The sequence below is a fragment of the Fulvimonas sp. R45 genome (genome assembly GCF_030504985.1).
Lineage (GTDB): Bacteria > Pseudomonadota > Gammaproteobacteria > Xanthomonadales > Rhodanobacteraceae > Rhodanobacter_A.
The window spans coordinates 162,270-187,351 of sequence record NZ_JASERU010000003.1; the positions used below are offsets into that span (position 1 = coordinate 162,270).

The following is a 25,082-nucleotide window of genomic DNA, read 5'->3' on the forward strand; positions in this document are numbered from 1 at the left end:
CCGCTTTGCTGCGCTGCGCATCGGCGCGGCGGCGCGCATCTGCTAACTTCCGGGGGCTTTGCCTCCCCTCGGACAGCTCCAAGGACCCCGCATGTTCGAACGCGTACTGATCGCCAACCGCGGCGAGATCGCCTGCCGCGTGATCCGCACCTGCCGCCGGCTCGGCATCCGCACCATCGCGGTGTATTCGGAAGCGGACCGCGACGCGCAGCACGTGCGCCAGGCCGACGAGGCGTGGCCGATCGGCGGGCCGCGCCCGGCCGATTCCTACCTGCGCATCGACGCCATCCTCGACGCCGCGAGGAAGAGCGGCGCGCAGGCGATCCATCCCGGCTACGGCTTCCTGTCCGAGAACACCGCCTTCTCGCGCGCCTGCAAGGAGGCCGGCATCGTCTTCATCGGCCCGGACCCGGAGAGCATCGAGGCGATGGGCTCGAAGGCCGCCGCCAAGCACCTGATGGCGAAGCACGCCGTGCCGCTGGTGCCCGGCTACGACGGCGACAACCAGGACAACGCCTTCCTCGCCGGGCAGGCGCACACGATCGGCTACCCGCTGATCATCAAGCCCTCGGCCGGCGGCGGCGGCAAGGGCATGCAGGTCGTGCGCTCGGACGCCGAGTTCCCGGAGGCGCTGGCCACCGCCCAGCGCGTGGCCCAGGCCGCGTTCGGCGACGCCAGCATGCTGCTGGAGCGCTACATCGAACAGCCGCGCCACATCGAGTTCCAGGTCTTCGGCGACCGCCACGGCCACGTGATCCACCTCGGCGAGCGCGAATGCTCGGCGCAGCGCCGCTACCAGAAGGTGCTGGAGGAAACGCCCTCGCCCTTCCTCACGCCCGAACGGCGCAAGGCGATGGGCGAGGCCGCGGTGGCCGCCGCGCGCGCGGTGAACTACGTGGGCGCGGGCACGGTGGAATTCATCGTCGGCCCCGCCGGCGATTTCCATTTCATGGAGATGAACACCCGCCTGCAGGTCGAGCACCCAGTCACCGAGCTGACCCACGGCATCGACCTGGTGGAGTGGCAGTTGCGCGTGGCCGACGGCGAACCGCTGCCGCTGACGCAGGAGCACGTGGCCTCCGCCGGCCACGCCATCGAGGTGCGCCTGTACGCGGAGGATCCCGAGCAGAACTTCCTGCCCGGCTCCGGGAAGCTGCAGGCGCTGCGCCTGCCCGCGCCGTCGCGCCACGTGCGCCTCGACGGCGGCGTGGTGGCGGGCGACACGGTGACGATCTTCTACGACCCGATGATCGCCAAGCTGATCGTGTGGGACGAGGACCGCCCGCGCGCCCTGGCCCGCCTGCGCCAGGCGCTGGCCGAGTGCGAGATCGAGGGGCCGAAATCCAACATCGCCTTCCTCGAACGGCTGGCACGCCACCCTGCGGTGGTCGAAGGCCGCATCGACACCGGCTACCTCGACCGCCATCTCGACGAATTCGTCAGCGGCCACGCCGCGCCCGACGAACGCACGCTGTTCGCCGCCGCCACCGCCGCGCTGCTCGCCGACGAGGCCGGCGTGCGCGCCGATCCCGCCGACCCGCACTCGCCCTGGGCCAGCGCCGACGCGTGGCGCATCGGTCATCCCGGCAAGCGCATCGTGGCGCTGGCGCGCGGCGACGGGCGCTTCGAGGTCGAGGCGCACGGCCACGCCGGCCGCTACCGCCTGCGGCACGGCGAAACCGGCTGCGAGGTGGACGGCGCCCGCCTCGACGGCGATGTCCTCCACGCCCGCTTCGACGGCGAGGCGCTGCGCCTGCCGGTGCGCGCCGACGCCCGCCGCGTGCTGCTGCACGACGCCGACGACCACCGCTGGCGCTTCGAGCGCGCCGCCGCCTACGCATGGGAAGCGAAGGACGCCGCCGGCGGCAACCAGGTCGTCGCGCCGATGCCCGGCCGCATCGTGCTGGTGAAGGCCCGGCCCGGCGACGCCGTCGAGCAGGGCCAGGAACTGCTGGTGATGGAAGCGATGAAGATGGAACTGGCCTTGAAGGCGCCGCGCGCCGGCACCATCGAGAGCGTCAACGCGACGCAGGGCGAGTTCGTCGAGGCCGACACCGTACTGGTGCGCTTCGCGTCCTGACCGCCACCGTGCCAGAATCCCCCCGCGTCTTTCGATGCGTGGGGGGAACCACATGTCGCGCAGCTTCGTCGCCCTGCTGGCGGCAGGTTTCGGCTTCGTCCTGTGGCTGGCCTGCATGGGCCTGCTGCACCGGGAGCCGTGGGACATTTCGCTGGGCGGCTACTGCCTTGCCCTGGCGCTGGCCGGCGCCGCCTGCGTCCGGCTGGCCCGGCCTCCACGGGCGCACGACGTCTGGCGCTGGCCCGCATGCATCGTGCTGGGAGAACTGGGTTACATGCTCATCCGGCCCGATGGCGGGTCGCTGTGGCCGCTGGCCTTGACCGGCCTCGCCGCGCTCGGCCTTGCCGCCGTGCTCGGCGCGGCGCTGGCGCGCCTCGCCATGCGGCGGCGGGAAGCCGCATGAAGCGGCGGCCCCATCTCTGGCTGGTCGCATGCACGATGGTCTGCGTGCTGGCCATCGGCCTGCCCTATGCATTGACGCCCTACGGCAAGCTCAACCTGCCGGGTGCATTGTTCCCCGGCCTGTGGCTGGCTGGCGCCGGCGCCTTCGTGCTGGCGGCCCTGCAGGCCGGTGCGCTGCGCGGCATGCTGGCCCTGGGCGCCATCGCGCCGCTAGTGGCATGGCTGCGCGTGCTGGTCGACGCTGCCCGCGATCCCACCAGCCACAATCTGTGGCCGTTCGAGATCGCCATCGCCGTCGGCGCCAGCCTTGCCTGCGTGCTGCCCGGCGCCGCGCTGGGCATGCTGGTCGCGCGGCTGAGGCAACGCTGAATGCACGGCATGTTCAAGCTACTCGGCGTGCTGGTGCTGGCCTACGCGGGCTGGGCCGCATGGCGCGGCGAACTGCAGGCCAGGTCCGGCTTCCGCTGGGCGCTGATCCGCCGCACGGAATCGCCAGGCTACTTTTGGGCCGTGCTCGCCTGCTACGTGCTGCTCGGCATCGCGCTGTCGACGGTGTTCTGATCCGGCTAAAGTGACGGTTTCGGAATTTCCGGAACCGCCATGACCGCATCCAACCACGTCCGCATCGTCGAAGTCGGCGCCCGCGACGGCTTGCAGAACGAGAAGACCCTGCTGCCGGCCGAGGTGAAGATCGCGCTGATCGACCGGCTCTCCTCCACCGGCCTCAAGACCATCGAGGCCACCAGCTTCGTCAGCCCGAAATGGGTGCCGCAGCTGGCAGACGCGGCCGAGGTGTTCGCCGGCATCCGCAAGGTGCCCGGCGTGGGCTATCCGGTACTGGTGCCGAACCTGCAGGGCTACGAGCGCGCACGCGGGGTCGGCGCCACCGAGGTCGCGGTCTTCACCGCCGCCAGCGAGGCGTTCAACCGCAGGAACGTCAACGCCTCCATCGACGAATCCATCGAGCGTTTCGTGCCGGTGCTGGAACGCGCCAGGGCCGACGGCGTGGCGGTGCGCGGCTACGTCTCCACCGTGCTCGGCTGCCCCTACCAGGGCGAGGTGCCGGTGGCCGACGTAGTGCGCGTGGCGCGCCGCCTGCACGAACTCGGCTGCCACGAGATCTCGCTGGGCGACACCATCGGCGTGGGCACGCCGGCCAAGGCGCGCGCGATGCTGCACACGGTGGCACAGGAGGTGCCGATGGCCGCGCTGGCGGTGCACTTCCACGACACCTACGGCCAGGCGCTGGCGAACATCCTGGCCTGCCTGGAGGAAGGCGTGCGCGTGGTCGACAGCGCCGTCTCCGGCACCGGCGGCTGTCCCTACGCCAAGGGCGCCACCGGCAACGTGGCCAGCGAGGACGTGGTGTACATGCTGCACGGCATGGGCATGCAGACCGGCGTCGATCTCGACCTGCTGGTCGCCACCGGCGCCTGGCTGGCCGCGCAGTTGCACAAGGACACCGCCAGCCGCGTCACCCGGGCGCGCACCGCGGCATAGCCACCATCTCCCTCCCCTGCTTGCAGGGGAGGGTCGGGGAGGGGTCACCCAGCCTCGCGGCCAGCCCGCCTACCCCCTCCCAACTCCCCCTGCAAGCAGGGGGAGGAATCAAGTCCGCGGCGTAACGCCGCCATCGCCCTCCCCTGCTTGCAGGGAAGGGTCGGGGAGGGGTCACCCAGCCTCGCGGCCAGCCCGCCTACCCCCTCCCAGCCTCCCCCTGCAAGCAGGGGGAGGAGCAAGAAACCGCTCCGCCCCCGCCGTTACGGATGCCACTGGTACTCACGCGCCGGAATGGAATAATCGGCCGTTCCCAGCCGCCAGAGTCGCCATGACACCGCCCTTCCTGATCCGCCCCATCGAACCGCGCGATGACGCCGCGGTGGCCGCGATCATCCGCGCCGTGATGCCCGAGTTCGGCGCCGACGGCCCGGGCTTCGCCATCCACGATCCGGAGGTGGACGGCATGCACGCCGCCTACGCGCAGCCGCGCAGCGCCTACTTCGTGCTGGAACGCGACGGCGCGGTGGCGGGTGGTGGTGGCGTGGCCCCGCTGGCCGGCGGCGACGCCGACGTATGCGAACTGCGCAAGATGTATTTCCTGCCCGCGGCGCGCGGCATCGGCGCCGGCCCCGCGATGATGGAGCGCTGCCTCGGCGCCGCGCGCGGCTTCGGCTTCCGGCGCTGCTACATCGAGACGCTGACCGGCATGGACGCCGCGCAGGCGCTGTACCGCCGCCACGGTTTCGCGCCGCTGTGCGCGCCGATGGGCGGCACCGGCCATCACGGCTGCGACCGCTTCTACATCCGCGACCTGTGACGGGCGCCCCATGACCTATCCCATCCGCATCGCCCGCGACGACGACGCCGCCGCCATCCACGCCATCTATGCGCCGCACGTCACCGGCGGCGTCGCCACCTTCGAGACCGTGCTGCCCGACGTCGAGGCCATGCGCGAACGCATCCGCGCCCGCCTGCCGCAGTACCCGTGGCTGGTGTGGGAAGAAGACGGCGACGTGCTGGCCTACGCCTATGCCGGCCGCTTCCGCGAGCGCGCCGCCTACGACTGGATCGCCGAGACCTCGATCTACGTGGCCGCCGGCGCGCAGCGCCGCGGCATCGCGCGCCGCCTCTACGCCGTCCTGCTCGACGCGCTGCGCCTGCAGGGGCTGAACCAGGCCGTGGGGGTGATCACCGTGCCCAACCCGGTGAGCGTGGGCTTCCACGAGTCGCTGGGCTTCGAACCTGCCGGCGTGTGGCGCCAGTGCGGCTGGAAGCTGGGGCAGTGGTGGGACGTCGGCGTGTGGCAGAAGGAGCTGCAGCCCGCCGCGGCCCCTCCACCCACGGTCGTCCCGTTCGCCGGCCTCATGCAACAGCCCGCCTGGATGGCGCTGGTCGAACGGGCGGCGCGGGCGACCTGATCCGCCGGACGGACGCCGCCGTCACGCCCGACGGACCCTGCGCTACCATTGACGTTTTGGATTTCGCGAGGACGCACCATGCAGCTCGATCAGGTCAAGGCGGTCATCACCGGCGGCGCGTCCGGTCTCGGCCACGCGGTGGCGCAGCATCTCGTGGCGCAGGGCGCGCAGGTGGCGCTGTTCGACGTCAACGAGGACAAGGGTCAGGCCGCCGCGCAGGCTCTGGGCGGGTCGGCGCGTTTCTTCAGGACCGACGTCACCAGCGAGGACGGCGTGGCCGCCAACGTGGCCGCCGCCCGCGACGCGATGGGCGGGCTCAACGTGGTGATGAACTGCGCCGGCATCCTCGGCGCCGGCCGCGTGCTGGGCAAGGAAGGCCCGATGGCGCTCTCCACCTTCGCCAGCACGGTGATGGTGAACCTGGTCGGCAGCTTCAACGTGGCCAAGGCCGCCGCTGCGCTGATGCAGTACAACGAGGCGGGCGAGGACGGCGAGCGCGGCGTGATCGTCAACACCGCCTCCGTGGCCGCCTACGAAGGCCAGATCGGCCAGGCCGCCTACTCGGCGTCGAAGGGCGGCGTGGTCGGCATGACCCTGCCGATGGCGCGCGAGCTGGCGCGCTTCGGCATCCGCGTGGCGACCATCGCCCCGGGCATCTTCTGGACCCCGATGGTGGACGGCATGCCGCCGCAGGTGCAGGAATCACTGTCCGCCTCGATCCCCTTCCCCTCGCGCCTGGGCAGGCCGGAGGAGTTCGCGCAGACCGTGGCCTTCATCCTCGGCAACCGCTACATCAACGGCGAGACGATCCGCCTCGACGGCGCGGTGCGTTTGCAGCCGAAGTGAGTTCAGGATGAACTCATCCCGTGCAGGCCATGGATGGCCGATGACACGGGATCCGGTTTCCCCGCCGTCATTCCGGCGCAGGCCGGAATCCAGTGAAATGCACCGTGCGAAGCATTCGAAACAGGTTTTGCGTGCTACGCACGAGTATTCGACTGGATTCCGGCCTGCGCCGGAATGACAGGCCCACCATCACCCATCACGCGACTCCACACCCATGAAAGCTTCCGACGTCAAGAAAGGCAACGTGGTCGAGCACGACGGCACCGTGTACCAGGTGCGCGACATCGAGCGCAGCGCGCCCACCGCGCGTGGCGGCAACGTCACCTTCCGCTTCACGCTGTACTCCATCCCGGGCGGGCGCAAGTACGACCTCAGCCTGCGCGCCGACGACGACCTGAGGGAGATGGAGCTGGTGCGCCGCGCCGCCCACTTCTCCTACAAGGACGGCGACGCCTTCGTGTTCATGGATGCCGAGGACTACACCCAGTACCTGCTCGGTCCCGAGCTGGTCGGCGACAACGCCGGCTACATCGTCGAGGACGTGGAGGGCTACTACGTGCAGCTGATCGACGACGCGCCGGTCGGCCTGCAGGTGCCGACCAGCGTGGTGCTGACCGTGGTGGACACCGCGCCGGAACTGAAGGGCGCCAGCGCCACCAAGCGCACCAAGCCGGCCAGGCTCAACACCGGGGTGGAGATCCAGGTGCCCGAGTACATCACCAACGACGAGAAGGTGTGGGTGAATACCGTCACCGGCGAGTTCGCCGGCCGCGCCTGACCTTCCCGTGGAAGCCCCTCTCCCGCTTGCGGGAGAGGGGTTGGGGAGAGGGCCGGCATCGCCGCCACGCACACCCCGCATCCACCTTTCGCCGGCAACGCCCGCGCACTCCGGAAACCTGCCGTTGAAATCCGCGCACGCCCCGCGTGCCGCGTGGTGCAGAATGCACGCATGACCTCCGGCACCTACTCGCTCCGCAGCCACGTCCTCGACAGCCTGACCCGCACCAGGCGCCCCGACGTGCCGCTGCGGGTGGTCGTGCGCAACACGGCGGCGGTGATCCTGCCGCTGGGCGTGGGCATCGCCACCGGGCACACCGCGATCGGCCTGGGCGTGGGCGCGGGCGCGCTGGACACCATGTTCTCCGACCAGCCCGGCCCGTACCGGCAGCGCATCTCGCGCCTGCTGCTGGCCTCGTTGGCGGCCGGGCTGGCCTCGCTGTGCGGCTTCCTGATCGGCGGCCAGCTGCTGCCGATGTTGCTGGCCACGCTGGCCTGCGGCTTCTTCGGCGGGCTGCTGGTGGTGTTCGGCACCGACATCGCGCGGGTGGGCATGACCAGCATGATCCTGCTGGTGGTCACCGCCGCCGAGCCGATCCCCTCGCTGCCCGGCGCGCTGGGCGCGGCCGCGCTGATCTTCGCCGGCGGCCTGCTGCTGACCCTGTTCTCGGTGGCCGCCTGGCCGCTGCAGCGCTACTGGCCCGAGCGCAACGCGCTCTGCGTGGTGTACCGCGGCCTGGCCACGCTGGCGCGGCAACAGGCGCACGACGACGACGACGTGCCCGCGCTCACCGACGCGATGACCACCCTGCAGCAGACCCTGCTCGGCCCGCACCGCGCGCACGGCCGCGCGATGGAAGCCTTCGGCGTGCTGCTGGAACTGGCCGAGCGGATCCGGCTGGAGCTGGTCGCCATCGCCGAGCTGCACGCGCACGCGGATGCCCATGCGATGTTCCGCGAGGACGCCGCACGCGTGCTGCAGGGCGTGGCCGAGGCGCTGGAACAGGGCGAGAGCCCGGCGCGCGCCGCACACGCCCTGCAGACCCTGCGCGCCACGCTGCAGGCGCTGCCGCCGGGCGCCGGGCCAGCCGGGCTGCAGGCGCACCTGCACGCGCTGTCGGGCCAGCTCGCCGCCGCCGTGCGCAACGCCGACTGGGCCGGCAGCCGTGGCGAGGAGCGCGCCGCCGCGGCGGAGACCCGCCTGCCGCGCGCATTGCGCGGCAGCGCCGTGCTGGCCACGCTGCGCGCCAGCCTCACCATGCGCTCGGTGGCATTCCGCCACGCGGTGCGCTGCGCCGTCTGCCTCAGCCTGGCGCTGCTGGTCTCGCGGCTGTGGCAGCTGCCGCACGGCTACTGGCTGCCGATGACCGCCGCCATCGTGCTGCGGCCGGACTTCGCCGCCACCTTCAACTTCGGCCTGCTGCGCGTGGTCGGCACCGTGCTCGGCCTGGTGCTGACCACCGCACTGCTGTTCGTCACGCCGGACCAGCCGTGGGCGCACCTGGCGCTGATGGCGCTGCTGTGCATGGCGTTCCGCTACCTCGCCACCGCGCACTACGGCATCGCCGTGGCGGCGCTCACCGGCACCGTGGTGATCCTGCTGTCCTACGAGGGCGTGGCGCCCGGCGCCGCGGTGACCGACCGCGTGATCAACACCGCGCTGGGCTGCGGCATGGCGCTGCTCGCCTACGTGGCGTGGCCCACCTGGGAACGTGGCCGGGCGCGCGCCGCGCTGGCCGACATGCTCACCGCCTACGCCGACTACCTCGCCGCCCTGGCGCGGCCGGACCAGCGCGACGCCCACCGCGAGGCGCGCACCGCGGCGCGCACCGCGCGCAGCAACGCGCAGGCCTCGCTGGAGCGCATGCGCGCCGAGCCCGCCACCCCGGCCGCGCTGCTGGACCTGGCCAACGCGCTGTTCGCCAACGGCAACCGGCTGGCGCGCACGGCGATGTCCTTCGAGGCGCTGCTGGACGACCACGACCCGCCGCCCGAGGCCGACGCTGCCTTCGGCTTCATGGCCCGGGCCGCCGAAGCGCTGCGCGCGGTCGCCACGGCGTTGCGCGAACGCCGTGCACCGGTTTCGTTGCCCGACCTGCGCGCATTGCAGCGCGAGCTGGCCGCCCGCCTCGCGCAGTCCGGCGACCCGGCCCGCGCGGAACTGCTGGCACGCGTCTGCGACCGGCTGACGGACAATGTGGACACCCTGGCCCACGTCACCTCGCGCAGTCCGCAGGTGGCGGCCGACGGCCGCGCCGGCAACGCGGCCTGAGCCCACCCCTTGCATGTGCACATGCGGCACGACCTCGGCCTTGCGAGGGCCTAAACTCGCCGCATGCTCAAGATCGACACCCACGCGCACATCCTGCCCCGCGACTGGCCCAACCTCGCGGCCAAGTACGGCAATGACCGCTTCCCGGTGATGACCCACACCGACGGCCGCCACCGCATCTACAAGGACGGCAAGTTCTTCCGCGAGGTGTGGGATTCGGCCTTCGACCCGCAGACGCGCATCGACGACTATGCCCGCTTCGGTGTGGACGTGCAGGTGATCTCCACCGTGCCGGTGCTGTTCTCGTACTGGGCGCCCGGCCACCAGGCGCTGGAGCTGCACCGCCACCTCAACGACCACATGGCCGGCATGTGCCGCGACTTCCCGCGCCACTACGCGGGCCTCGGCACGGTGCCGCTGCAGTCGCCCGCGCTGGCCGTGCGCGAGCTGGAACGCTGCATCGACGAGCTGGGCCTGGCCGGCGTGCAGATCGGTTCGCACTGCAACGACTGGAACCTCGACGCGCCGGAGCTGTTCCCGTTCTTCGAGGCCGCCGCCGACCTCGGCGCCGCGGTGATGGTGCACCCGTGGGACATGATGGGCGCCGACACCATGCCCAGGTACTGGATGCCGTGGCTGGTCGGCATGCCGGCCGAGCAGTCGCGCGCGGCTTGCTGCCTGATCTTCGGCGGCGTGCTGGAACGGCTGCCGAAGCTGCGCGTGATGCTGGCCCACGGCGGCGGCAGCTTCCCGTACACCATCGGCCGCATCGAGCATGGCTTCCGCATGCGCCCCGACCTGGTCGCCACCGACAATCCGCGCAACCCGCGCGAATACTTCAAGCGGCTGTACTTCGACACCTGCGTCCACGACGACCACGCGCTGCGCTACCTGCTGGATGTGACGGGCGTCGAGCGCGTGATGCTCGGCACCGATTATCCTTTCCCCCTGGGGGAACAACAGCCCGGCAGCGGCATCGAGGCCCTAACGCCCGACGACGCCACCCGCGCGCGGCTGTTCCACGGTACCGCACTGGAGTGGCTGGGCCTGCCGGCCCGCCGCTTCGTCCACGACGCACGTCCCCGGGAGACGGCATGAACCTGCGCCACACCTTCGCCCTGACCGCAGCCCTGCTGCTCGCCGCCGCCGGCGCCCGCGCCGCCGACGTCAGCATGGCCGGCGGCAGCGTCCACTTCACCACGCCGGCCAACTGGCTGGACATCATGCAGACCCAGGGCGACCCCGAGGTGCACGTGTTCCAGGTGCCCGACCCCTCGCCCACTGCGGCCACCAGCCTGGCGCGCGTCACCGTCACCGTGAAGCAGGTGGGCGACCTGTCCGCGTTCAACAGCTACCGCAACGCCGCCGACGCCAAGGCGCGCGGCCTCACCGGCTACCACGCCGCGCCGCTGCCCGCGGACGACGCCAACGGCAATGCCTACACCGCGCAGGAGAACGGCGCGCAGTTCGCCTACGTCGAGTATTACTGGTACCAGGGCAACCGCGCGGTGCAGTTGCGCTGCGTGCGCCCCGCGCAGACCCAGGCCGGCGCCGCCTGGATGGCCGCCTTCGACAAGGGCTGCCACGCGCTCGCCGCCCAGCTGCACGGTTGATCGTTCCGCCCGCCCCCGCCGCGCGGGGGCGGGACGGGTGGACGCCGCCCTCCGCCTTTCCGCACCGCCAGAGACGTTCCATGTCCCCTGCCTACGAAGCCACCACCGCCTGGGCGCAGGCCGCCGACGCGGCCGATCCGCTGCGCGCGTTCCGCGACGAGTTCCTGATCCCGCCGCACGAGGGCCGCGACAGCGCCTATTTCTGCGGCAACTCGCTGGGCCTGCAGCCGCGCGCGGTGCGCGCCGCGGTGGAAGCCGAGCTGGACTACTGGGGCGAGCTGGGCGTGGAGGGCCACTTCAAGGGTCGCCTGCCGTGGATGGACTACCACGAGTTCGTGCGCGACCACCTGGCCGAGGTGGTGGGCGCGCGGCCGTCCGAGGTGGTGGCGATGAACACGCTGGGCGTGAACCTGCACCTGATGATGGTGAGCTTCTACCGTCCCACCGCTGCGCGCCCGGCCATCCTGATGGAAGCCGGCGCCTTCCCCACCGACCGCTACGCGCTGGAATCGCAGGTGCGCTTCCACGGCTTCGACCCGGCCGAGGCGCTGATCGAGCTGGAGGCCGACGAGCCGAACGGCACGCTGTCGATGGCCGCGATCGAGCGTGCGCTGGCCGAGCACGGCCACCGCGTGGCGCTGCTGATGCTGCCCGGCGTGCAGTACCGCACCGGCCAGGCCTTCGACCTGCAGGCCATCACCGAACTGGGCCACCGGCACGGCTGCATGGTGGGCTTCGACCTCGCCCACGCCGTGGGCAACCTGCCGCTGCGGCTGCACGACAGCGGCGCCGACTTCGCCATCTGGTGCAGCTACAAGTACCTCAACAGCGGCCCCGGCGCGGTGGGCGGCGCCTTCGTGCACGAGCGCCACGCGAACACCGCGCTGCCGCGCTTCGCCGGCTGGTGGGGCCACGACAAGGCCACCCGCTTCCAGATGGGCCCGGAGTTCGTGCCCACGCCCGGCGCCGACGGCTGGCAGCTGTCCAACCCGCCGATCCTGGCGCTGGCGCCGCTGCGGGTGTCGCTGGAGGTGTTCCACCGCGCCGGCATGGCGCGACTGCGCGAGAAGTCGCTGCGGCTCACCGGCTACCTGGAGTGGCTGGTGGACACGCAGCTCGCCGACGTGCTGGACGTGGTGACGCCCGCCGACCCGGCGCGCCGCGGCGCCCAGCTCTCCATCCGCGTGCGCGGCGGGCGCGAACGCGGGCGCGCGCTGTTCGAGCACCTGATGGCGCACGGCGTGATCGGCGACTGGCGCGAGCCGGACGTGATCCGCATCTCGCCCGTGCCGTTGTACAACCGCTACGCCGATTGCCTGGCGTTCGCGGAGGCCGTGCGCGCCTGGGCCCGCGCCGGCTGAAGCCCGGCGCGCTGCCTCCGGCAGCGGTGGCCCGCGGCCGCTCCGCCAGGGCGGCTAGACCGGCACCGCCAGCCCCACCTTGTCGCGCGCCATCACCACGCTGGTGGTGAAGCGGCGGATGTTCGCGTTGTCGAACAGCAGGCGGCGCGAGAACGCCTCGAAGTCGGCCATGTCGCGCGCGGTCACCACCAGCACGAAATCCGCCGCGCCGGTCACGTAGTAGCACTGCTGCACGTTGGGGTCGGCGCGCGCCGCGCGGCGGAAGGCGTCCAGCACGTCGGCCCGCTCGCGCTCCATCTCCACCGACACCACGAAGCCCATCGCCTGCCCCACCGCGGCCGGGGCGACCAGGGCGACTTCCGCGGTGATCACCCCCGCCTGGCGCAGGCGCTTCAGCCGCCGCTGCACGGCCGCGGCCGACAGCCCGATGTCGGCGCCGATGTCCTCGCCGGTGGCGCGGGCGTCGCGCTGCACGCGCCGCAGGATCTCGCGGTCGAAATCGTCGAGCATGGGTTCTTCGGCCATGCTTCACGATAGCCGCGGAAAACGCGGCGAGGCAACCGCAAACCGGCGCACGACGCGGCCAGGCCGCGCCGCGGACCCGGATGATGCTCGCACCCGCCGGCACGGCCTGCGGCACTCCCCCATCGTCCCGATACCGACCGGAACCGCCATGATCGACCATCTCGAACTCAAGACCCGCGACCTCGGCGCCAGCGTGCGCTTCTACGACGACGTGCTGGCCCCGCTGGGCTACGAGCGCAAGGTCGACGACGCGGCCAAGGGCTACGGCAACGGCCGCGACCTGGACTTCTTCCTCGTGGCGGGCGAGCCGTCGACGCACGTCCATTTCGCCTTCGGCGCCGCCAGCCGGTCCCTGGTCGACCGCGTCTACGAGACGGCGCGCCAGGCGGGACACAGGCTCGACCGCGCGCCGGCCTTGGCGCCGCACATCCATCCGCACTACTACGCCGCCTACCTGCGCGACCCGGACGGACGGCTGGTGGAGTTCGTCTGCCACCGCGCGGAATGACCCGCCGGCCCGCGCCGCCTGCCGCGGGCGGCGGATGCAGGACGCCGGCCACGGCCCATCGGAGGAGGCGGCACCGCCTCTACCAGTGGTAGCCGACCTTGCCGTACACGTAGGCGCCCTCGAAGCCGAACGGCGAGCTGGACGAGTACGGGAACACGCCGTCGTTGTCCTGGTCCTCCGGCACCCGCTTCGGGTAGGTGTTGAACACGTTGTCCGCGCCCAGCGTGAACGACCACCGGTCCACGCTGTAGCTGGCCGCCAGGTCGAGGAGCCACTTGTGCGGATACACCACGTCGTCCAGGTAGCTGGTCGAGCCGTACTCGGTGATCCGGCCGTAGCGCGTCAGCGTGCCGGTGAAGGCCCAGCGGCCGCGGTGGTAGGTCTCGGTCAGGATCACCTTGCTGCACGGCGCGGTGTCGGCGAGCAGGCCCTTGATGGCGCTGCGGTTGAGGCGCTGGAAGCTGGCGCCCAGCGAATCCAGCACCGCCGGGTTCGGACGCACGCCGGTGACCTTGTTCCTGTTGTAGGTGGCCGACAGCGTGGTCGTCAGCGTGCCCTTGTCGCCGAAGTCGCTGTAGTAGCTGGACACCCAGTCGACGCCCTGGCTGCGCACGTTGCCGGCGTTGGTGAAGTAGGAGATGCCGCTGTACTGCAGGTTGGTCACGCCGTTGGCCGCGAGGTAGCCCTTGACCGCCGGCGTCGAGAGCGAAAGCGTGCTGGACAGCGCGATGCGGTTGCGCACGGTGATCTGGTAGGCGTCGACCGTGAGGCTGAACGCGCGGGTGGGGTTCCACACCATGCCGAAGGTGTAGTTGCGCGAGCGCTCCGGCTTCAGCGCTTCGCTGCCGAGCAGCCGGGCGATCGCGTTGTCCACCGGCACCAGGCCGCGCAGGTAGATGCCGGCCGGCAGGCCGAGCGAGTTGCCGGGGCCGAAGTACGACGAGGTCGTCTCCGAGTAGTGCTGCTGGCCCAGCCCCGGCGCGCGGAACCCGGTCGAGGCGCTGGCGCGCAGCGCGAACGCGTCGGTGAAGTCAAAGCGGCCCGACAGCGCCGCCGAGGTGGTGCCGCCGAAGTCCGAGTAGTGCTCGTGGCGCACCGCCGCGGACGCGCTCAGCCTGTCCGTGAGGTTGCCTTCCAGCTGCATGTATCCGGCAGTGCTGTGCCGTGCCACGGAGATGGCGTCCTGCGGCCCCCAGCCTGCGAAGCCCTGCGCGCCGCCCCTCACGCCCGAGTCGCCCACGTAGTACGAACCCAGCTCGCCCGCCCGCACGTCGTAGGCCTGGCGCATCCACTGCCCGCCCACCGAGAACGTCAGCGGGTTGGCGAGCCAGCCGGGCTGGATGTCGCGCGACAGGTCGACGTCGAAGGTCTGCTGCGTCGATGCCAGCTCGCCGTCGAAGAAGCCGGCCTGGGCGTCGCCGAAATCGTGCAGCAGCGCGTAGTTGACGGTGTTGAGCGTGCTGTAGAAGACCTTGTTGCCGCCGTAGTTGCCGCTCACGTCCCAGTGCCAGGCGCCCGCGGTGCCGCGCAGTCCCGCCACCAGCGAGCGGTCGATCGAGTCGCCGTGCTCCTTGGGCAGGAAGCCGTCCGGATAGACCAGGCCGATCAGCGGGTTGTTGGGCGACGGCGTGTTGGTGCCGTAGCGGAAGAAGCCGCGCGGCTCGCCCACGCGGCGGCCGTAGTGCCCGAACGCGTAGAACTCCACGCCCGGCGCCACGTCGTACTGCGCATTGAGCAGCAGGTTCTGGTTCTTGAACGACACCGCGCCGAACTGGAACTTCTGCCCCAGCTGGGTGAAGCCGGGCCGGCGGTCCACGCCCGCGCGGTTGGTCGGGTCCTGGTTGCTGATTTCCGCCGCCAGCCGCATCCAGCCCCGGTCGCCGCCCAGCGGGAAACCGAGATCGGCCGAGCCCTGCGCCTGCCGGCCGTCGCCCGCCGAATACTCGCCGGCGTCGAGCTGCACGCCACCGCCCCGGGCGCCCTTCTTGAGGATGATGTTGACCACGCCGGCCAGCGCGTCCGAGCCGTACTGGGCGGACGCGCCGTCGCGCAGCACCTCGACGTGGTCGATCGCCGACATGGGGATGGTGTTGAGGTCCACGCCCTGCGAACCCTGGCCGATCTGGCCGAGGCTGAGCAGCAGCGCACCGGAATGCCAGCGCTTGCCGTCCACCAGCACCAGCACCTGGTCCGGCGACAGGCCGCGCAGCTCGAACGGCCGCTGGAAGGCGAAGGTGTCCGAGGCGGACGCGAACGGGAAGTTCATCGACGGCACGGTGCGGGCCAGCGCCTGGCTCAGGTCGATCGTGCCGGTCTGCTTCAGCACCGACGCCGGGATCACGTCGATCGGCGTCAGCGAGCTGCTCACCGTGCGGTTGCCGGCGCGCGTGCCGGTCACGATCACCGTGGACAGGTCGGCGATCTTCGACTGTTTCGGACCCTGGGATGGTTTGGACGTCTTTACGTCCTTTCCGCCTTGCCCCGCGGCGCCCGGCGGCGCATCCTGCGCCGGCAACGGCCCGGACAGCGCGGACAATGCCGACGCGGCCAGCAGGGCGGGAATGATTCGGCCGAGACGCTCGTTCATTGGAACTCCCCAATGTGACTTCAGCGGCAGCATGCGGTCCGCGTGGGCAGGGACACGGCGCACGCGCCCCTGGCGGGCGTGTTCCCGGATTTCCACCATGTCCCCGACGGCACATGCGGGTGGCGCAACGACCGCCCGCGATGCGCGTCGAGCATAGTCACGGGCGCGAAGCGACTTCCAATGAAAAGACCGGCACGTCGCATAACTGGAGGTTGTGGCCTCCGCATGCCGCGGGCACCGCGCTCAGGCGCCCGGCAACATGCCCTGCGCGAGTTCCCGCACGTGGTCGAGGAAGCGCGCCTGCACGCAGTTCAGCGGGCTGTCCGGCCGGTAGACGGCGTACAGCGCGACGTCCAGCTGCAGCTTCAGCGGACGCGTCTGCACCGGCTCGCGGCTGCACCGCGCGGTGAAGGGATCCACCAGCGCCAGCCCGCCGCCGCGCGCGACCAGCGAACACGCCAGCTGGTAGGTCTGCACCCAGACGTTGATCCGCGGCGCGGGCTCGATCTTGGCCAGGTGGCTCTGCAACATGTTGCCCAGCGCGTCCTGCACGGTGATGCCGATCATCGGCTGATCGGCCAGCGCGCTGATCGGCAACGGCCGCTCCAGCTCGCGCGCCGGCCACCAGCCCGGCGGCGCGATCACCATGATGTTCCCGCGGCACAGCGGCTCCTGCTTCAGGCCGTGATGGCCGATGTCCTGCAGGGTGAGGCCGATGTCGGCCTCGCGCAGCATCAGCGACTCGCACATCACCGCCGAGTGCTGGGTGAACAGCTCGACGATCGTCCCGGGATATGCCTGCCCCAGCCGGGCGATCGCGTCGGGCACCAGGGCCTGCGCCAGCGTGGGCGTGCAGGTCACCCGCAGCGGACGGCTTTCCGGCCGGATGATGTTCACCGACAGGCGCTGCAGGTCGTACAGCTCGCGCATGATGCGGTCGATATGGTGGCGCATCAGCAGCGCCTGCTGCGTCGGCTGCAGCCGCCCGCGGACGCGGCTGAACAGGGGAAAGCCCAGGTGGTTCTCAGCCTGCTGCAGGGCCTTGCTCGCGGCCGGCTGCGAGATGTTCAGCAGGTTCGCCGCCCCGGTCAGGCTGCCCGTGCTGAGGACGGCGTGGAACAGCTCGATGTAGCGCAGGCGCATATCCCCTTCCGGTCCCGTGCGGCGACGATCGCATCGAGTGCAGCACAGAACGTTTTCGCAGGCAAACCCGCCGGCCGCGCACGGCGCCGGCGGCATCCACAACCGCCGGTTATGCCACGTACCCGTCTTTTCATTGGCGACATGCCGCCGTCGATGACTATGCTCGGCGCAACGCGATGGGCCGGCCGCAAGACGCGGCCGGGCAACCCGGGCGTGCAGGGACCTTTCCGGCTGCGGCCGCCGTGCGACTGCCACGCACTCCGGCTCCGCGGCGATCCGCCAACATGGAGCAACCGCCCGCATGTCGAACCAAGGCGAAGAAGCCGCCGTCCGGTGGGGACCGCCGTACCTGCTGTACCTGGGCAGCGCGACCGACGACCTGGCGATCAAGACCGCCCGGGGGCTGGCCTACTGGCGGCCGCAGTGGTGCCTGGGCCAGCATCGCCGGCCCGATTGCACGGTGACGCTGGGCCTGCCCGACCTGGGCCTGGCCCAGGCCCGGGCCGCGGGCGCCGACACCATGGTGATCGGCGCGGCCAACGCCGGCGGCGTGATGGGGCCGGAGATCGTCGCCGACGCGGTCGCCGCGCTCGACGCCGGCATGAACGTGGCGGCCGGCCTGCACCACAAGCTGCGCGACAACCCCGACATCGTGGCCGCCGCGCGCCGCAACGGCCGTGCCCTGTTCGACGCGCGCGAGCCGCGGCCGAACATCCCGGTCGGCACCGGCAGGCCCCGCGCGGGGCGACGGCTGCTGACGGTGGGCACGGACTGCTCGATCGGCAAGATGTACACCGCGCTGGCGATCGAGCGCGCGCTGCGCCAGCGCGGCTGCGCGGCGGATTTCCGCGCGACCGGGCAGACCGGCATCCTGATCGCCGGCGCGGGCATCCCGGTCGACGCAGTGGTGGCGGACTTCATTTCCGGCGCCGCCGAGGCGATCTCGCCGGCGCGCCCGGACGATGGCTGGGACCTCATCGAGGGCCAAGGTTCGCTGTTCCATCCCTCCTACGCCGGCGTGTCGCTCGGCCTGCTGCATGGCTCCAGGCCCGACGCCCTGGTGCTCTGCCACGAGCCGACGCGGCGGCACATGCGCGGGCTCCCGGATTACCCGATCCCGGACCTCGGCGACTGCCTCGAGGCCAACCTCGCCGCCGCGCGCCTCACCAATCCCGCGGTCAGGGCCGTCGGCATCGCGCTCAACACGTCGAACATGCCGGCCGACGAAGCCGCGGCGGCCTGCCGGCAAATCGGCGACCGCTTCGGCCTGCCCTGCCAGGACCCGGTCAGCATGGGCGTCGAAGCCATCGTGGACAACCTCGTCGCATGCTTCGCGAGCTGAGCGTCCGGCATTGCAGCTTCCCGCTGGCGGCGCCCTTCCGCATCTCGCGCGGCACCAGGCACGCCGCCGAGGTGGTGGTCGTGGAGCTGCGGCAGGGCGGCCAGGGCGGGCGCGGCGAATCCGTGCCCTACGCGCGCTACGGCGAATCCGTTGCGTCGGTGCTGGCGCAGATCGAGGCGCTGCGCCCCGCGCTCGCCGCCGGCATGGGGCGCGACGAGCTGCAGGCGCGCCTGCCGCCGGGCGCCGCCCGCAACGCGGTGGACACGGCACTGTGGGACCTCGAATCGCGACTGGCCTCGGTCCCCGTCCACGCGCGGCTGGCGCGGCCGGCCCCGGCGCCCGTGGTCACCGCGGTCACGCTCGGCATCGACACGCCGGAGCACATGGCGCAGGCGGCGGCGCGCCTCGCCGGCGACGCCGGCGCCGGGCTGCTCAAGCTCAAGCTCGACGCCGACACCACCGCCAACGTCGCGCGGCTGGACGCGGTGCGCCGCGCGGCCCCGGCCGCCCGCCTCATCGTCGACCCGAACGAGAGCTGGGACATCCGCGCGCTGCGCGACATGCAGCCGGCGCTGGAGCGCGCCGCCGTCGACCTGCTGGAACAGCCGCTGCCCGCGGATCGCGACGAGGACCTGGCGGACTGGTCCGGCCGGATCCCGGTCTGCGCCGACGAGTCCTGCCACGTGGCGTCCGACCTGCCCCGGCTGCGCGACCGCTACCAGGCGGTCAACATCAAGCTCGACAAGACCGGCGGGCTGACCGAGGCCTGGCGCCTGCTGCGCGCCGCGCGCGACGGAGGCTTCCGGGTCATGGTCGGCTGCATGGTATGTTCCTCGCTGGGCATCGCCCCGGCGCTGGAGATCGCGCGCGAGGCCGCGTTCGTCGACCTCGACGGCCCGCTCTGGCTGAAGGACGACCTTCCCGGTGGCGTGACCCTGCGCGACGGGAGGCTGCAGCCACCCGCCGCCGGGTTCTGGGGCGGATGAGCGCGGGCGCGACGCCGTCCGTTTCCGGGCCACGCCGGCGCGCGCCGCCAGCCGCCCGCATCGTCGCCGCTGTCGACCGGGGTACCTGCGCGTGCTGACACTCGACTCGATCCAGACCCTGGCCTGCGGCGGCCTGTTCCTGCTGGTCGGCTACGCGATCCGCCGCCGCGTGCCGGTGCTGATGCGCTTCAGCATTCCGGCGCCGGTGATCGGCGGCCTGCTGGTGGCGCTTTTCATGCTCGCGTGCCGGCACTGGGGCGTCACCCCGGTGCGTTTCGACACCACGCTCGAGCAACCGCTGATGGTCGCGTTCTTCACCGGCATCGGCTTCAACGCCAGCGCGTCCCTGCTCAGGGTCGGCGGCCGCCAGATCCTGCTGTTCCTCGGCCTGGCCAGCGGCCTGGCAGTGGTGCAGAACCTGCTGGGCATCGGCATGGCCAGGGCCTTCGGCCTGCCGCCGCTGTTCGGCGTGGTCACCGGCTCGGTCACCCTGGCGGGCGGACCCGCCACCGGGCTCGCCTTCGCGCCGCTGTTCGTCGAAGCCGGCGTGCACGGGGCGCAGAGCGTGGCGCTGGCCAACGCCATGGCCGGCATCGTCTGCGGCTCGATCCTCGGCTCGACGCTGGGGGCGCTGCTGATCGAGCGCCTCGGCCTGCATCCGGCCTGCGCGCAGCCGGACGACGAAGCGCAGGCGCCAGCACCGGCGCCCGTCGCAGCGACGGACCGCGTTTCCGACCCGGCATACGCAGGGCTGAGAAGCCTGGTCTTCATCCTGCTTGCGATGGGCATCGGCGCCTGGATCAGCGCGGGCTTCGGCAAGCTCGGCGTGACGCTGCCCGGCTACATCGGCGCGATGCTGGTGGGCGCGGCGGTCCACAACCTCGACGACCGCTTCGGCTGGTTCGGCCTGTCGGTGCGCGGCATGGAGCTGATCGGCAACACCAGCCTCTCGCTGTTCCTCGTCGTGGCGCTGATGAACCTGCACCTGTGGGACCTGGCCGGGCTGGCCCTGCCCCTGCTGGTGAACCTGGCGGCGCAGTCGGTCCTGGTGCTGGCGTTCTGCTGCTGGCCGCTGCTGCGGCTGATGGGCCGCGACTACGACGCCGCGGTCATGGCCAGCGGCTTCACCGGCTTCATGCTGGGCACGACGGCCAACGCCGTGGCCGGCATGAGCTCGCTGACCGAACGCTTCGGCCGCGCCCCGCGCGCCTTCCTGGTGGCACCGGTGGTCGGTGCGTTCCTGATCGACTTCACCAACGCGATCATCATCACGGGCTTCGTGAATTTCTGGAAGTAGGGCTGCACCGTATAAGTGCTCATATCGGCATCCAGACCATGCCGCTCCGTCTTCACCGCCTGCACCAATAAAAAACGCCTCTCCACTAGCTAGAGGCGCCAACCCCAACCCCATGAGAGAACAGGCGCGCCTTCTGGAGCAGAAATAGCGCTTATCCCTGATGCAGCAACAAGCCCTATTCCAGTCCATGTGTGGCTTTCCCCGCAGCCGAAAGTTGCTTGCCTAGCGACGCTACCAATGCACGAGCGGCAGTACATTTCTGCTGATCGCATAGACCAAACTGATCGGTCAACGTGAGTGGATCACTGCCCACATAGGCATAGCCATTAATACCCCCGCTGAGTCCGATCGGGTCATACTCGATATACCGCCCCAGGCTCGCGTTGTAATCCCGGAACCCGTTGTTCCACAATCCGCGCTCCGCATCGTAATACTGCCCCGGGAAGCCCAGGTTGAGCCCGCCGATGCTGTCCAGCGCCACTACCCGCTCGAACGGGTAGTTCGTCGCCTTCCACACCACCGACCCGCTCGCGTTCGTCACCACCTGCGGACGCCCCGTCTGGTCGTCGTGGATCGCGTCCACCGTCGTCCCCGCGATCCGCCCGATCAGCCGGCCGTTCAGCCACACGTAGTCCACCCACGCCCCGTTGTCGTCCTCCGCTAGCAGCGATCCGCCGGCATCCAGCGCGAAGTACGTCGTGCCCAGGCCCCCCGCCTTGCGCAGCCGCTGCCCTTCCGGGTTCACGTAGTAGCACATGCCGCCCGCCGCACTCATCCGGTTGAAGACGTCATACTGGTAGGCTGTGCTGCCGTTTAGCGTGGTGAGGTTGCCCAGCGCGTCGTAGCCGTAGGTTTGCGGGTTGGTTCCCGTGGTGTTCACCAGTTGGTTGCTGGTGGCGCTGTAGCCTGTGCTGTTGCTGGCCCCGCCCTGCACGCTGGCGATCCGGTTGCCGTTGGCATCGTAGCTGTAGCTGGCGGCCAGCGTCGCCGAGTACATCGACACTAGCCGCGACTGGTCGTCGTAGTCGAAGTCCTGGCTCAACGCACCATTGATCCCGTTCCCGATGCCCGCGATCCGGTTGGCCGTGTCGTAGCTGAAGCTCAGGCTTTCCACGCCTGGCGTAATGACGGGAGAAATGTTCCTGGCACCTTTCCACACCACACCCTTCCCGCAGGAAATACCCTGATATCGTTACTGTAATTCTTACCTATCTCGGTCCAGCATCTATCGCAGAATTGGCAATCCTGATCATGGTCTCCCGCTGAAGATTGACATCCTTAACATTTAAGCGCAGCTGGGCTGTGTATCGGGCACCATGTACATTCCACTCAATCTGACTTGGAGAACAAGACCCACCGCATCTGCTAGCTATAAAATAACCCGTTATTTTATGATCAAGTGCAACTCTATGCCCCACTACCAGAGCTTTGTCGGTTAACTCTCCAGAAAAATAGCCAGCAAAGCCAGCATCCCCGATCCCTTCCTCAAAATAAAGATCAATTTCATAACTACTTTTGTCACCCGTTCCATTAGCGTAATGGATTGCACTACTGAACTCTGAAGGGAGAATGCTTGGCAGCAGAACCGGAACATCCGTCAACGCCTTCACATTTGAAAGCGCAACTTTGAACGGTCTGGGCAATGTGTTATCAAAGCTGTAGCACCGACCACTAAAACAAGCCAATAGCACGCATATTGAGAGAGGAATCGTAATTCGCACGTTGCACCCACCAAGTGTTAGGTTATAGCAAGCCCAGTTGGAATCGCATACCTTTGCCCAGCTTCTAGTAATCAAAACAATTCATAAGATCGATGACATTTTGACCGTAGTTGTTATGTGCCGACCCAATATCAATGGTGTTTGGGTTTCCACTAATCCCGCCTTTGAACGGCCCAAGGTTATAAGATGCAGCCGTTGCATGCATGAGTTCGTCATGCGTGAAATTTGGATCAAGAGCTGCAATTGTTTGCATATTATGCGCCAACATGCCTGCTGCAAAGTTTGCAGAGTAGTTGATATTGTAGGCTTGTGAGGAGCTTACGAAATGATTGGCCCCCAAATCTATCTGAAATACACCCGCGCCTTGGCCGCCGCCAACCTGAGCTATATTATTGAAACCGGTTTCACGAACCCCAACTGCCGCCAGCAACGCAGGGTCAATACCATTGTCTGCCGCAGCGGAAACAATTGTATTCCAATTTTCGGATACATTTTGAAGTGCCTGGGTGCTTTGGCCAGCTGTTTTCAAGGCATTGAGACATCTCTGTGACGGGCAAAGACCTAGTGAATCCGTGAGGCTCAATGGATTTCCACCCACATAGGCATAGCCATTAATACTCCCGCTGAGTCCGGTCGGATCATACTCGATATACCGCCCCAGGCTCGCGTTGTAATCCCGGAACCCGTTGTTCCACAGCCCGCGCTCCGCATCGTAGTACTGCCCCGGGAAGCCCAGGTTGAGCCCGCCGATGCTGTCTTGGTTGATTAAGCACATCAACGACAGCCGGGATTAGTCGTTATAACCGAAATCCTGGCTCATCGCTAACCATTGAATAAGATCGAGGGACGAAGCAACGATTTTGGAAATAACTGAACCTGATCCTGTTAGCCGTTACTGTTAGCCGTTAGTTTACCGAGTAGGTTTACCGTCGAACTTTGGAGGTGAATCATAATTGAAAGCCGCCCTCAAGTCGCATGACGACAAGGCCTTCATTAAATCAATTTTGTGTGGCGTACCGACCCAGCGCGGGTTTTTCCTAAAGTACACGTAGGCACTATCGTACCCCCCGGAGGATTGAATTTTTCTCACACCAACGTAGTCATTGCCAGTCGCAACAACAACCAGGTCTCCATTCGCCCATCGCCTGAGCTCATCGCTAGAGAGCTTATATGTCGGTCCGAGAGTAGTGATCTCAAACCTACCAATGATACGTTCCCCATGGAATAAAGTGGCAAATTCAACATCCACGGGGCCATTGACGGTGATCCTCAATCCTTCCATCCCTTTAAGGCAAATTCCATAATTTGATGAAATTGGCCGTAATCCTTTGGCAAAACAACAGTGGCACGCCAATAAAATAACGATAAATAGGATTTTTTTGATATTCACGTCAGCCTCCACACCCACACCCAGAAACGTGGTTTGCCCCATTATCTATGGCGGCTTGAATATGCTGCGGCAGCACCGACCTTCCATCCAATGGATCAGTCGCTGTCATAATCGATCTAGGAAGACTGTCATGGCCAAACCCATCTCCATAGGTACGACCCAGAATCACGTGGCCAGCTTCATGAACGTAGGTATTATCTCCCCACACGCCTGGAACGCTCCAGTTTTCGGCATTTGATCTAACTGGCCCTCGCACTACGTTAATTGAATTGTACGCACTTGGAGCAAATTGGACAGCGTTAACAGTCGTAGTTACATGCCATTTTCCGAAGTCGCCACTCCAGCCGGCCTCCACCGCATTTATAATTCTACTTATATTCTCTTCCGAAGCCTCTTGCCCGTGAAACGACAGATCAACCTCTATCGTTACGTTGTTCCAGAACAAATTATATTTGCCATTAAGCCAAGCGGATCTATAGCACTCAACGGATTACCTCCCGCATAGGTATAACTGTTTATTCCGCCTTTCAATCCTAACGGATCACTCTCGATATACCGACCCAAGCTCGCGTTGTAATCCCGGAACCCGTTGTTCCACAATCCGCGCTCCGCATCGTAGTACTGCCCCGGGAAACCCAGGTGGAGCCCGCCGATGCTGTCCAGCGCCACCTCCCGCTCGAACGGGTAGTTCGTCGCCTTCCATACCACCGACCCGCTCGCGTTCGTCACCACCTGCGGACGCCCCGTCTGGTCGTCGTGGATCGCGTCCACCGTCGTCCCCGCGATCCGCCCGATCAGCCGGCCGTTCAGCCACACGTAGTCCACCCACGCCCCGTTGGCGTCCTCCGCCAGCAGCGATCCGCCGGCATCCGGCGCGAAGTACGTCGTACCGCTGCCCGTGGTCTTCCGCAGCCGCTGTCCTTCCGGATTCACGTAGTCCGTGGCGCCACCCGCGCTGCTCAGCCGGTTGAACGGGTCGTAGCCGTAGGTCGCGGTGTTGTTTTCCGTTGTGGTGTTGCCCTGAGCATCGTACCCGTAGTCAGCGACACCCCCGACACCACGCCTCGGGTGTAGCTGTAGGTGAGCGAGTGGGCGATACCGCTAATCGAGAAATCTCACCATGATCCAGCTTTCAGCCTATAGCTAGACCCTGCCGCTAGTAAAGGCTACAAGCCGAATACAAGAAGCGAACAATTATTCCTGACAACCTTCCTTGCCTATTCATACAACTTGGATCTCATACCACGGAACTTGAAGGCCGCACGGTCTTCTAAAGAAATAGTCTCATCCTATTGCGACGATGAGACTAATTTT

Annotated in this window: 24 protein-coding genes; 17 read left to right on the forward strand and 7 right to left on the reverse strand. The window is 68.5% G+C overall.

What is annotated here, in order from left to right:
- The first annotated feature begins 91 nt into the window (after nt 1-91).
- From QMK61_RS03820 to kynU, 13 genes are all read left to right on the forward strand, one after another.
- Complete coding sequence (locus tag QMK61_RS03820; protein WP_302070534.1) at nt 92-2,080, forward strand: acetyl/propionyl/methylcrotonyl-CoA carboxylase subunit alpha; 1,989 nt, start codon at nt 92-94, stop codon at nt 2,078-2,080.
- A gap of 52 nt (nt 2,081-2,132) precedes the next feature.
- Nucleotides 2,133-2,483, forward strand: a complete 351-nt coding sequence (locus QMK61_RS03825; protein WP_302070535.1) for a hypothetical protein — start codon at nt 2,133-2,135, stop codon at nt 2,481-2,483.
- A complete protein-coding gene (locus QMK61_RS03830; RefSeq protein ID WP_302070536.1) occupies nt 2,480-2,851 on the forward strand; it encodes a hypothetical protein in 372 nt (123 codons plus the stop codon). Before QMK61_RS03825 ends, QMK61_RS03830 begins: the two co-directional genes overlap by 4 nt.
- Before the next feature lie 9 nt (nt 2,852-2,860).
- Nucleotides 2,861-3,043: a hypothetical protein gene (locus QMK61_RS03835; RefSeq protein ID WP_302070537.1), complete on the forward strand. Its 183-nt coding sequence runs from the start codon at nt 2,861-2,863 to the stop codon at nt 3,041-3,043.
- A 39-nt stretch (nt 3,044-3,082) separates the two neighbouring features.
- Nucleotides 3,083-3,982, forward strand: coding sequence for a hydroxymethylglutaryl-CoA lyase (locus QMK61_RS03840; protein ID WP_302070539.1), 900 nt, complete (start codon nt 3,083-3,085; stop codon nt 3,980-3,982).
- Between the two features lie 328 nt (nt 3,983-4,310).
- A complete protein-coding gene (locus QMK61_RS03845; RefSeq protein WP_302070540.1) occupies nt 4,311-4,799 on the forward strand; it encodes a GNAT family N-acetyltransferase in 489 nt (162 codons plus the stop codon).
- A gap of 10 nt (nt 4,800-4,809) precedes the next feature.
- On the forward strand, nt 4,810-5,400 hold the full coding sequence (locus tag QMK61_RS03850; protein WP_302070541.1) for a GNAT family N-acetyltransferase: 591 nt from the start codon (nt 4,810-4,812) through the stop codon (nt 5,398-5,400).
- A 78-nt stretch (nt 5,401-5,478) separates the two neighbouring features.
- Entirely contained in the window at nt 5,479-6,246 is a 768-nt protein-coding gene (locus QMK61_RS03855; RefSeq protein WP_302070542.1) for an SDR family NAD(P)-dependent oxidoreductase, read from the forward strand.
- 214 nt (nt 6,247-6,460) lie between these two features.
- Nucleotides 6,461-7,024: an elongation factor P-like protein YeiP gene (gene yeiP, locus QMK61_RS03860; RefSeq protein WP_302070544.1), complete on the forward strand. Its 564-nt coding sequence runs from the start codon at nt 6,461-6,463 to the stop codon at nt 7,022-7,024.
- A gap of 171 nt (nt 7,025-7,195) precedes the next feature.
- Complete coding sequence (locus QMK61_RS03865; protein WP_302070545.1) at nt 7,196-9,295, forward strand: FUSC family protein; 2,100 nt, start codon at nt 7,196-7,198, stop codon at nt 9,293-9,295.
- A gap of 63 nt (nt 9,296-9,358) precedes the next feature.
- Nucleotides 9,359-10,393, forward strand: a complete 1,035-nt coding sequence (locus tag QMK61_RS03870) for an amidohydrolase family protein (RefSeq protein ID WP_302070546.1) — start codon at nt 9,359-9,361, stop codon at nt 10,391-10,393.
- Nucleotides 10,390-10,908 carry a hypothetical protein gene (locus tag QMK61_RS03875; RefSeq protein WP_302070547.1) on the forward strand — a complete coding sequence of 173 codons (519 nt, stop codon included), beginning with the start codon at nt 10,390-10,392 and terminating at the stop codon, nt 10,906-10,908. The genes QMK61_RS03870 and QMK61_RS03875 overlap by 4 nt, the downstream gene beginning before the upstream one ends.
- 80 nt (nt 10,909-10,988) lie before the next feature.
- Nucleotides 10,989-12,269 carry a kynureninase gene (gene kynU, locus QMK61_RS03880; protein WP_302070548.1) on the forward strand — a complete coding sequence of 427 codons (1,281 nt, stop codon included), beginning with the start codon at nt 10,989-10,991 and terminating at the stop codon, nt 12,267-12,269.
- A 54-nt stretch (nt 12,270-12,323) separates the two neighbouring features.
- On the opposite strand, the gene QMK61_RS03885 is transcribed toward kynU, so the two are convergent.
- A complete protein-coding gene (locus QMK61_RS03885) occupies nt 12,324-12,794 on the reverse strand; it encodes an Lrp/AsnC family transcriptional regulator (protein ID WP_302070549.1) in 471 nt (156 codons plus the stop codon).
- A gap of 148 nt (nt 12,795-12,942) precedes the next feature.
- Between QMK61_RS03885 and QMK61_RS03890 the strand changes: the two genes are divergently transcribed.
- Nucleotides 12,943-13,302, forward strand: coding sequence for a VOC family protein (locus QMK61_RS03890; RefSeq protein ID WP_302070550.1), 360 nt, complete (start codon nt 12,943-12,945; stop codon nt 13,300-13,302).
- A 79-nt stretch (nt 13,303-13,381) separates the two neighbouring features.
- Here the strand turns inward: QMK61_RS03890 and QMK61_RS03895 are convergent, their stop codons facing one another.
- On the reverse strand, nt 13,382-15,889 hold the full coding sequence (locus tag QMK61_RS03895) for a TonB-dependent receptor (protein WP_302070551.1): 2,508 nt from the start codon (nt 15,887-15,889) through the stop codon (nt 13,382-13,384).
- Nucleotides 15,890-16,132: 243 nt separating this feature from the next.
- A complete protein-coding gene (locus tag QMK61_RS03900) occupies nt 16,133-17,032 on the reverse strand; it encodes a LysR substrate-binding domain-containing protein (protein ID WP_302070552.1) in 900 nt (299 codons plus the stop codon).
- 301 nt (nt 17,033-17,333) lie between these two features.
- On the opposite strand from QMK61_RS03900, the gene dgcN reads away from it, so the two are divergent.
- From dgcN to gltS, 3 genes are all read left to right on the forward strand, one after another.
- The gene (dgcN, locus tag QMK61_RS03905) at nt 17,334-18,374 is read left to right on the forward strand and encodes an N-acetyltransferase DgcN (protein ID WP_302070553.1); all 1,041 of its coding nucleotides are present in this window, start codon (nt 17,334-17,336) and stop codon (nt 18,372-18,374) included.
- Entirely contained in the window at nt 18,359-19,360 is a 1,002-nt protein-coding gene (gene dgcA / locus QMK61_RS03910; protein ID WP_302070554.1) for an N-acetyl-D-Glu racemase DgcA, read from the forward strand. The genes dgcN and dgcA overlap by 16 nt, the downstream gene beginning before the upstream one ends.
- 91 nt (nt 19,361-19,451) lie before the next feature.
- The gene (gene gltS / locus QMK61_RS03915) at nt 19,452-20,657 is read left to right on the forward strand and encodes a sodium/glutamate symporter (RefSeq protein ID WP_302070555.1); all 1,206 of its coding nucleotides are present in this window, start codon (nt 19,452-19,454) and stop codon (nt 20,655-20,657) included.
- Nucleotides 20,658-20,832: 175 nt separating this feature from the next.
- On the opposite strand, the gene QMK61_RS03920 is transcribed toward gltS, so the two are convergent.
- The 4 genes from QMK61_RS03920 to QMK61_RS03935 form a co-directional block, all read right to left on the reverse strand.
- Complete coding sequence (locus QMK61_RS03920) at nt 20,833-21,771, reverse strand: RHS repeat-associated core domain-containing protein (RefSeq protein WP_302070557.1); 939 nt, start codon at nt 21,769-21,771, stop codon at nt 20,833-20,835.
- A 671-nt stretch (nt 21,772-22,442) separates the two neighbouring features.
- Nucleotides 22,443-23,153, reverse strand: a complete 711-nt coding sequence (locus QMK61_RS03925) for an RHS repeat-associated core domain-containing protein (protein WP_302070560.1) — start codon at nt 23,151-23,153, stop codon at nt 22,443-22,445.
- A 135-nt stretch (nt 23,154-23,288) separates the two neighbouring features.
- On the reverse strand, nt 23,289-23,768 hold the full coding sequence (locus tag QMK61_RS03930) for a hypothetical protein (RefSeq protein WP_302070561.1): 480 nt from the start codon (nt 23,766-23,768) through the stop codon (nt 23,289-23,291).
- Between the two features lie 426 nt (nt 23,769-24,194).
- Nucleotides 24,195-24,701 (reverse strand): RHS repeat-associated core domain-containing protein, encoded by a 507-nt coding sequence (locus QMK61_RS03935; RefSeq protein WP_302070562.1) that lies wholly within the window; start codon nt 24,699-24,701, stop codon nt 24,195-24,197.
- Between the last annotated feature and the right edge of the window lie 381 nt (nt 24,702-25,082).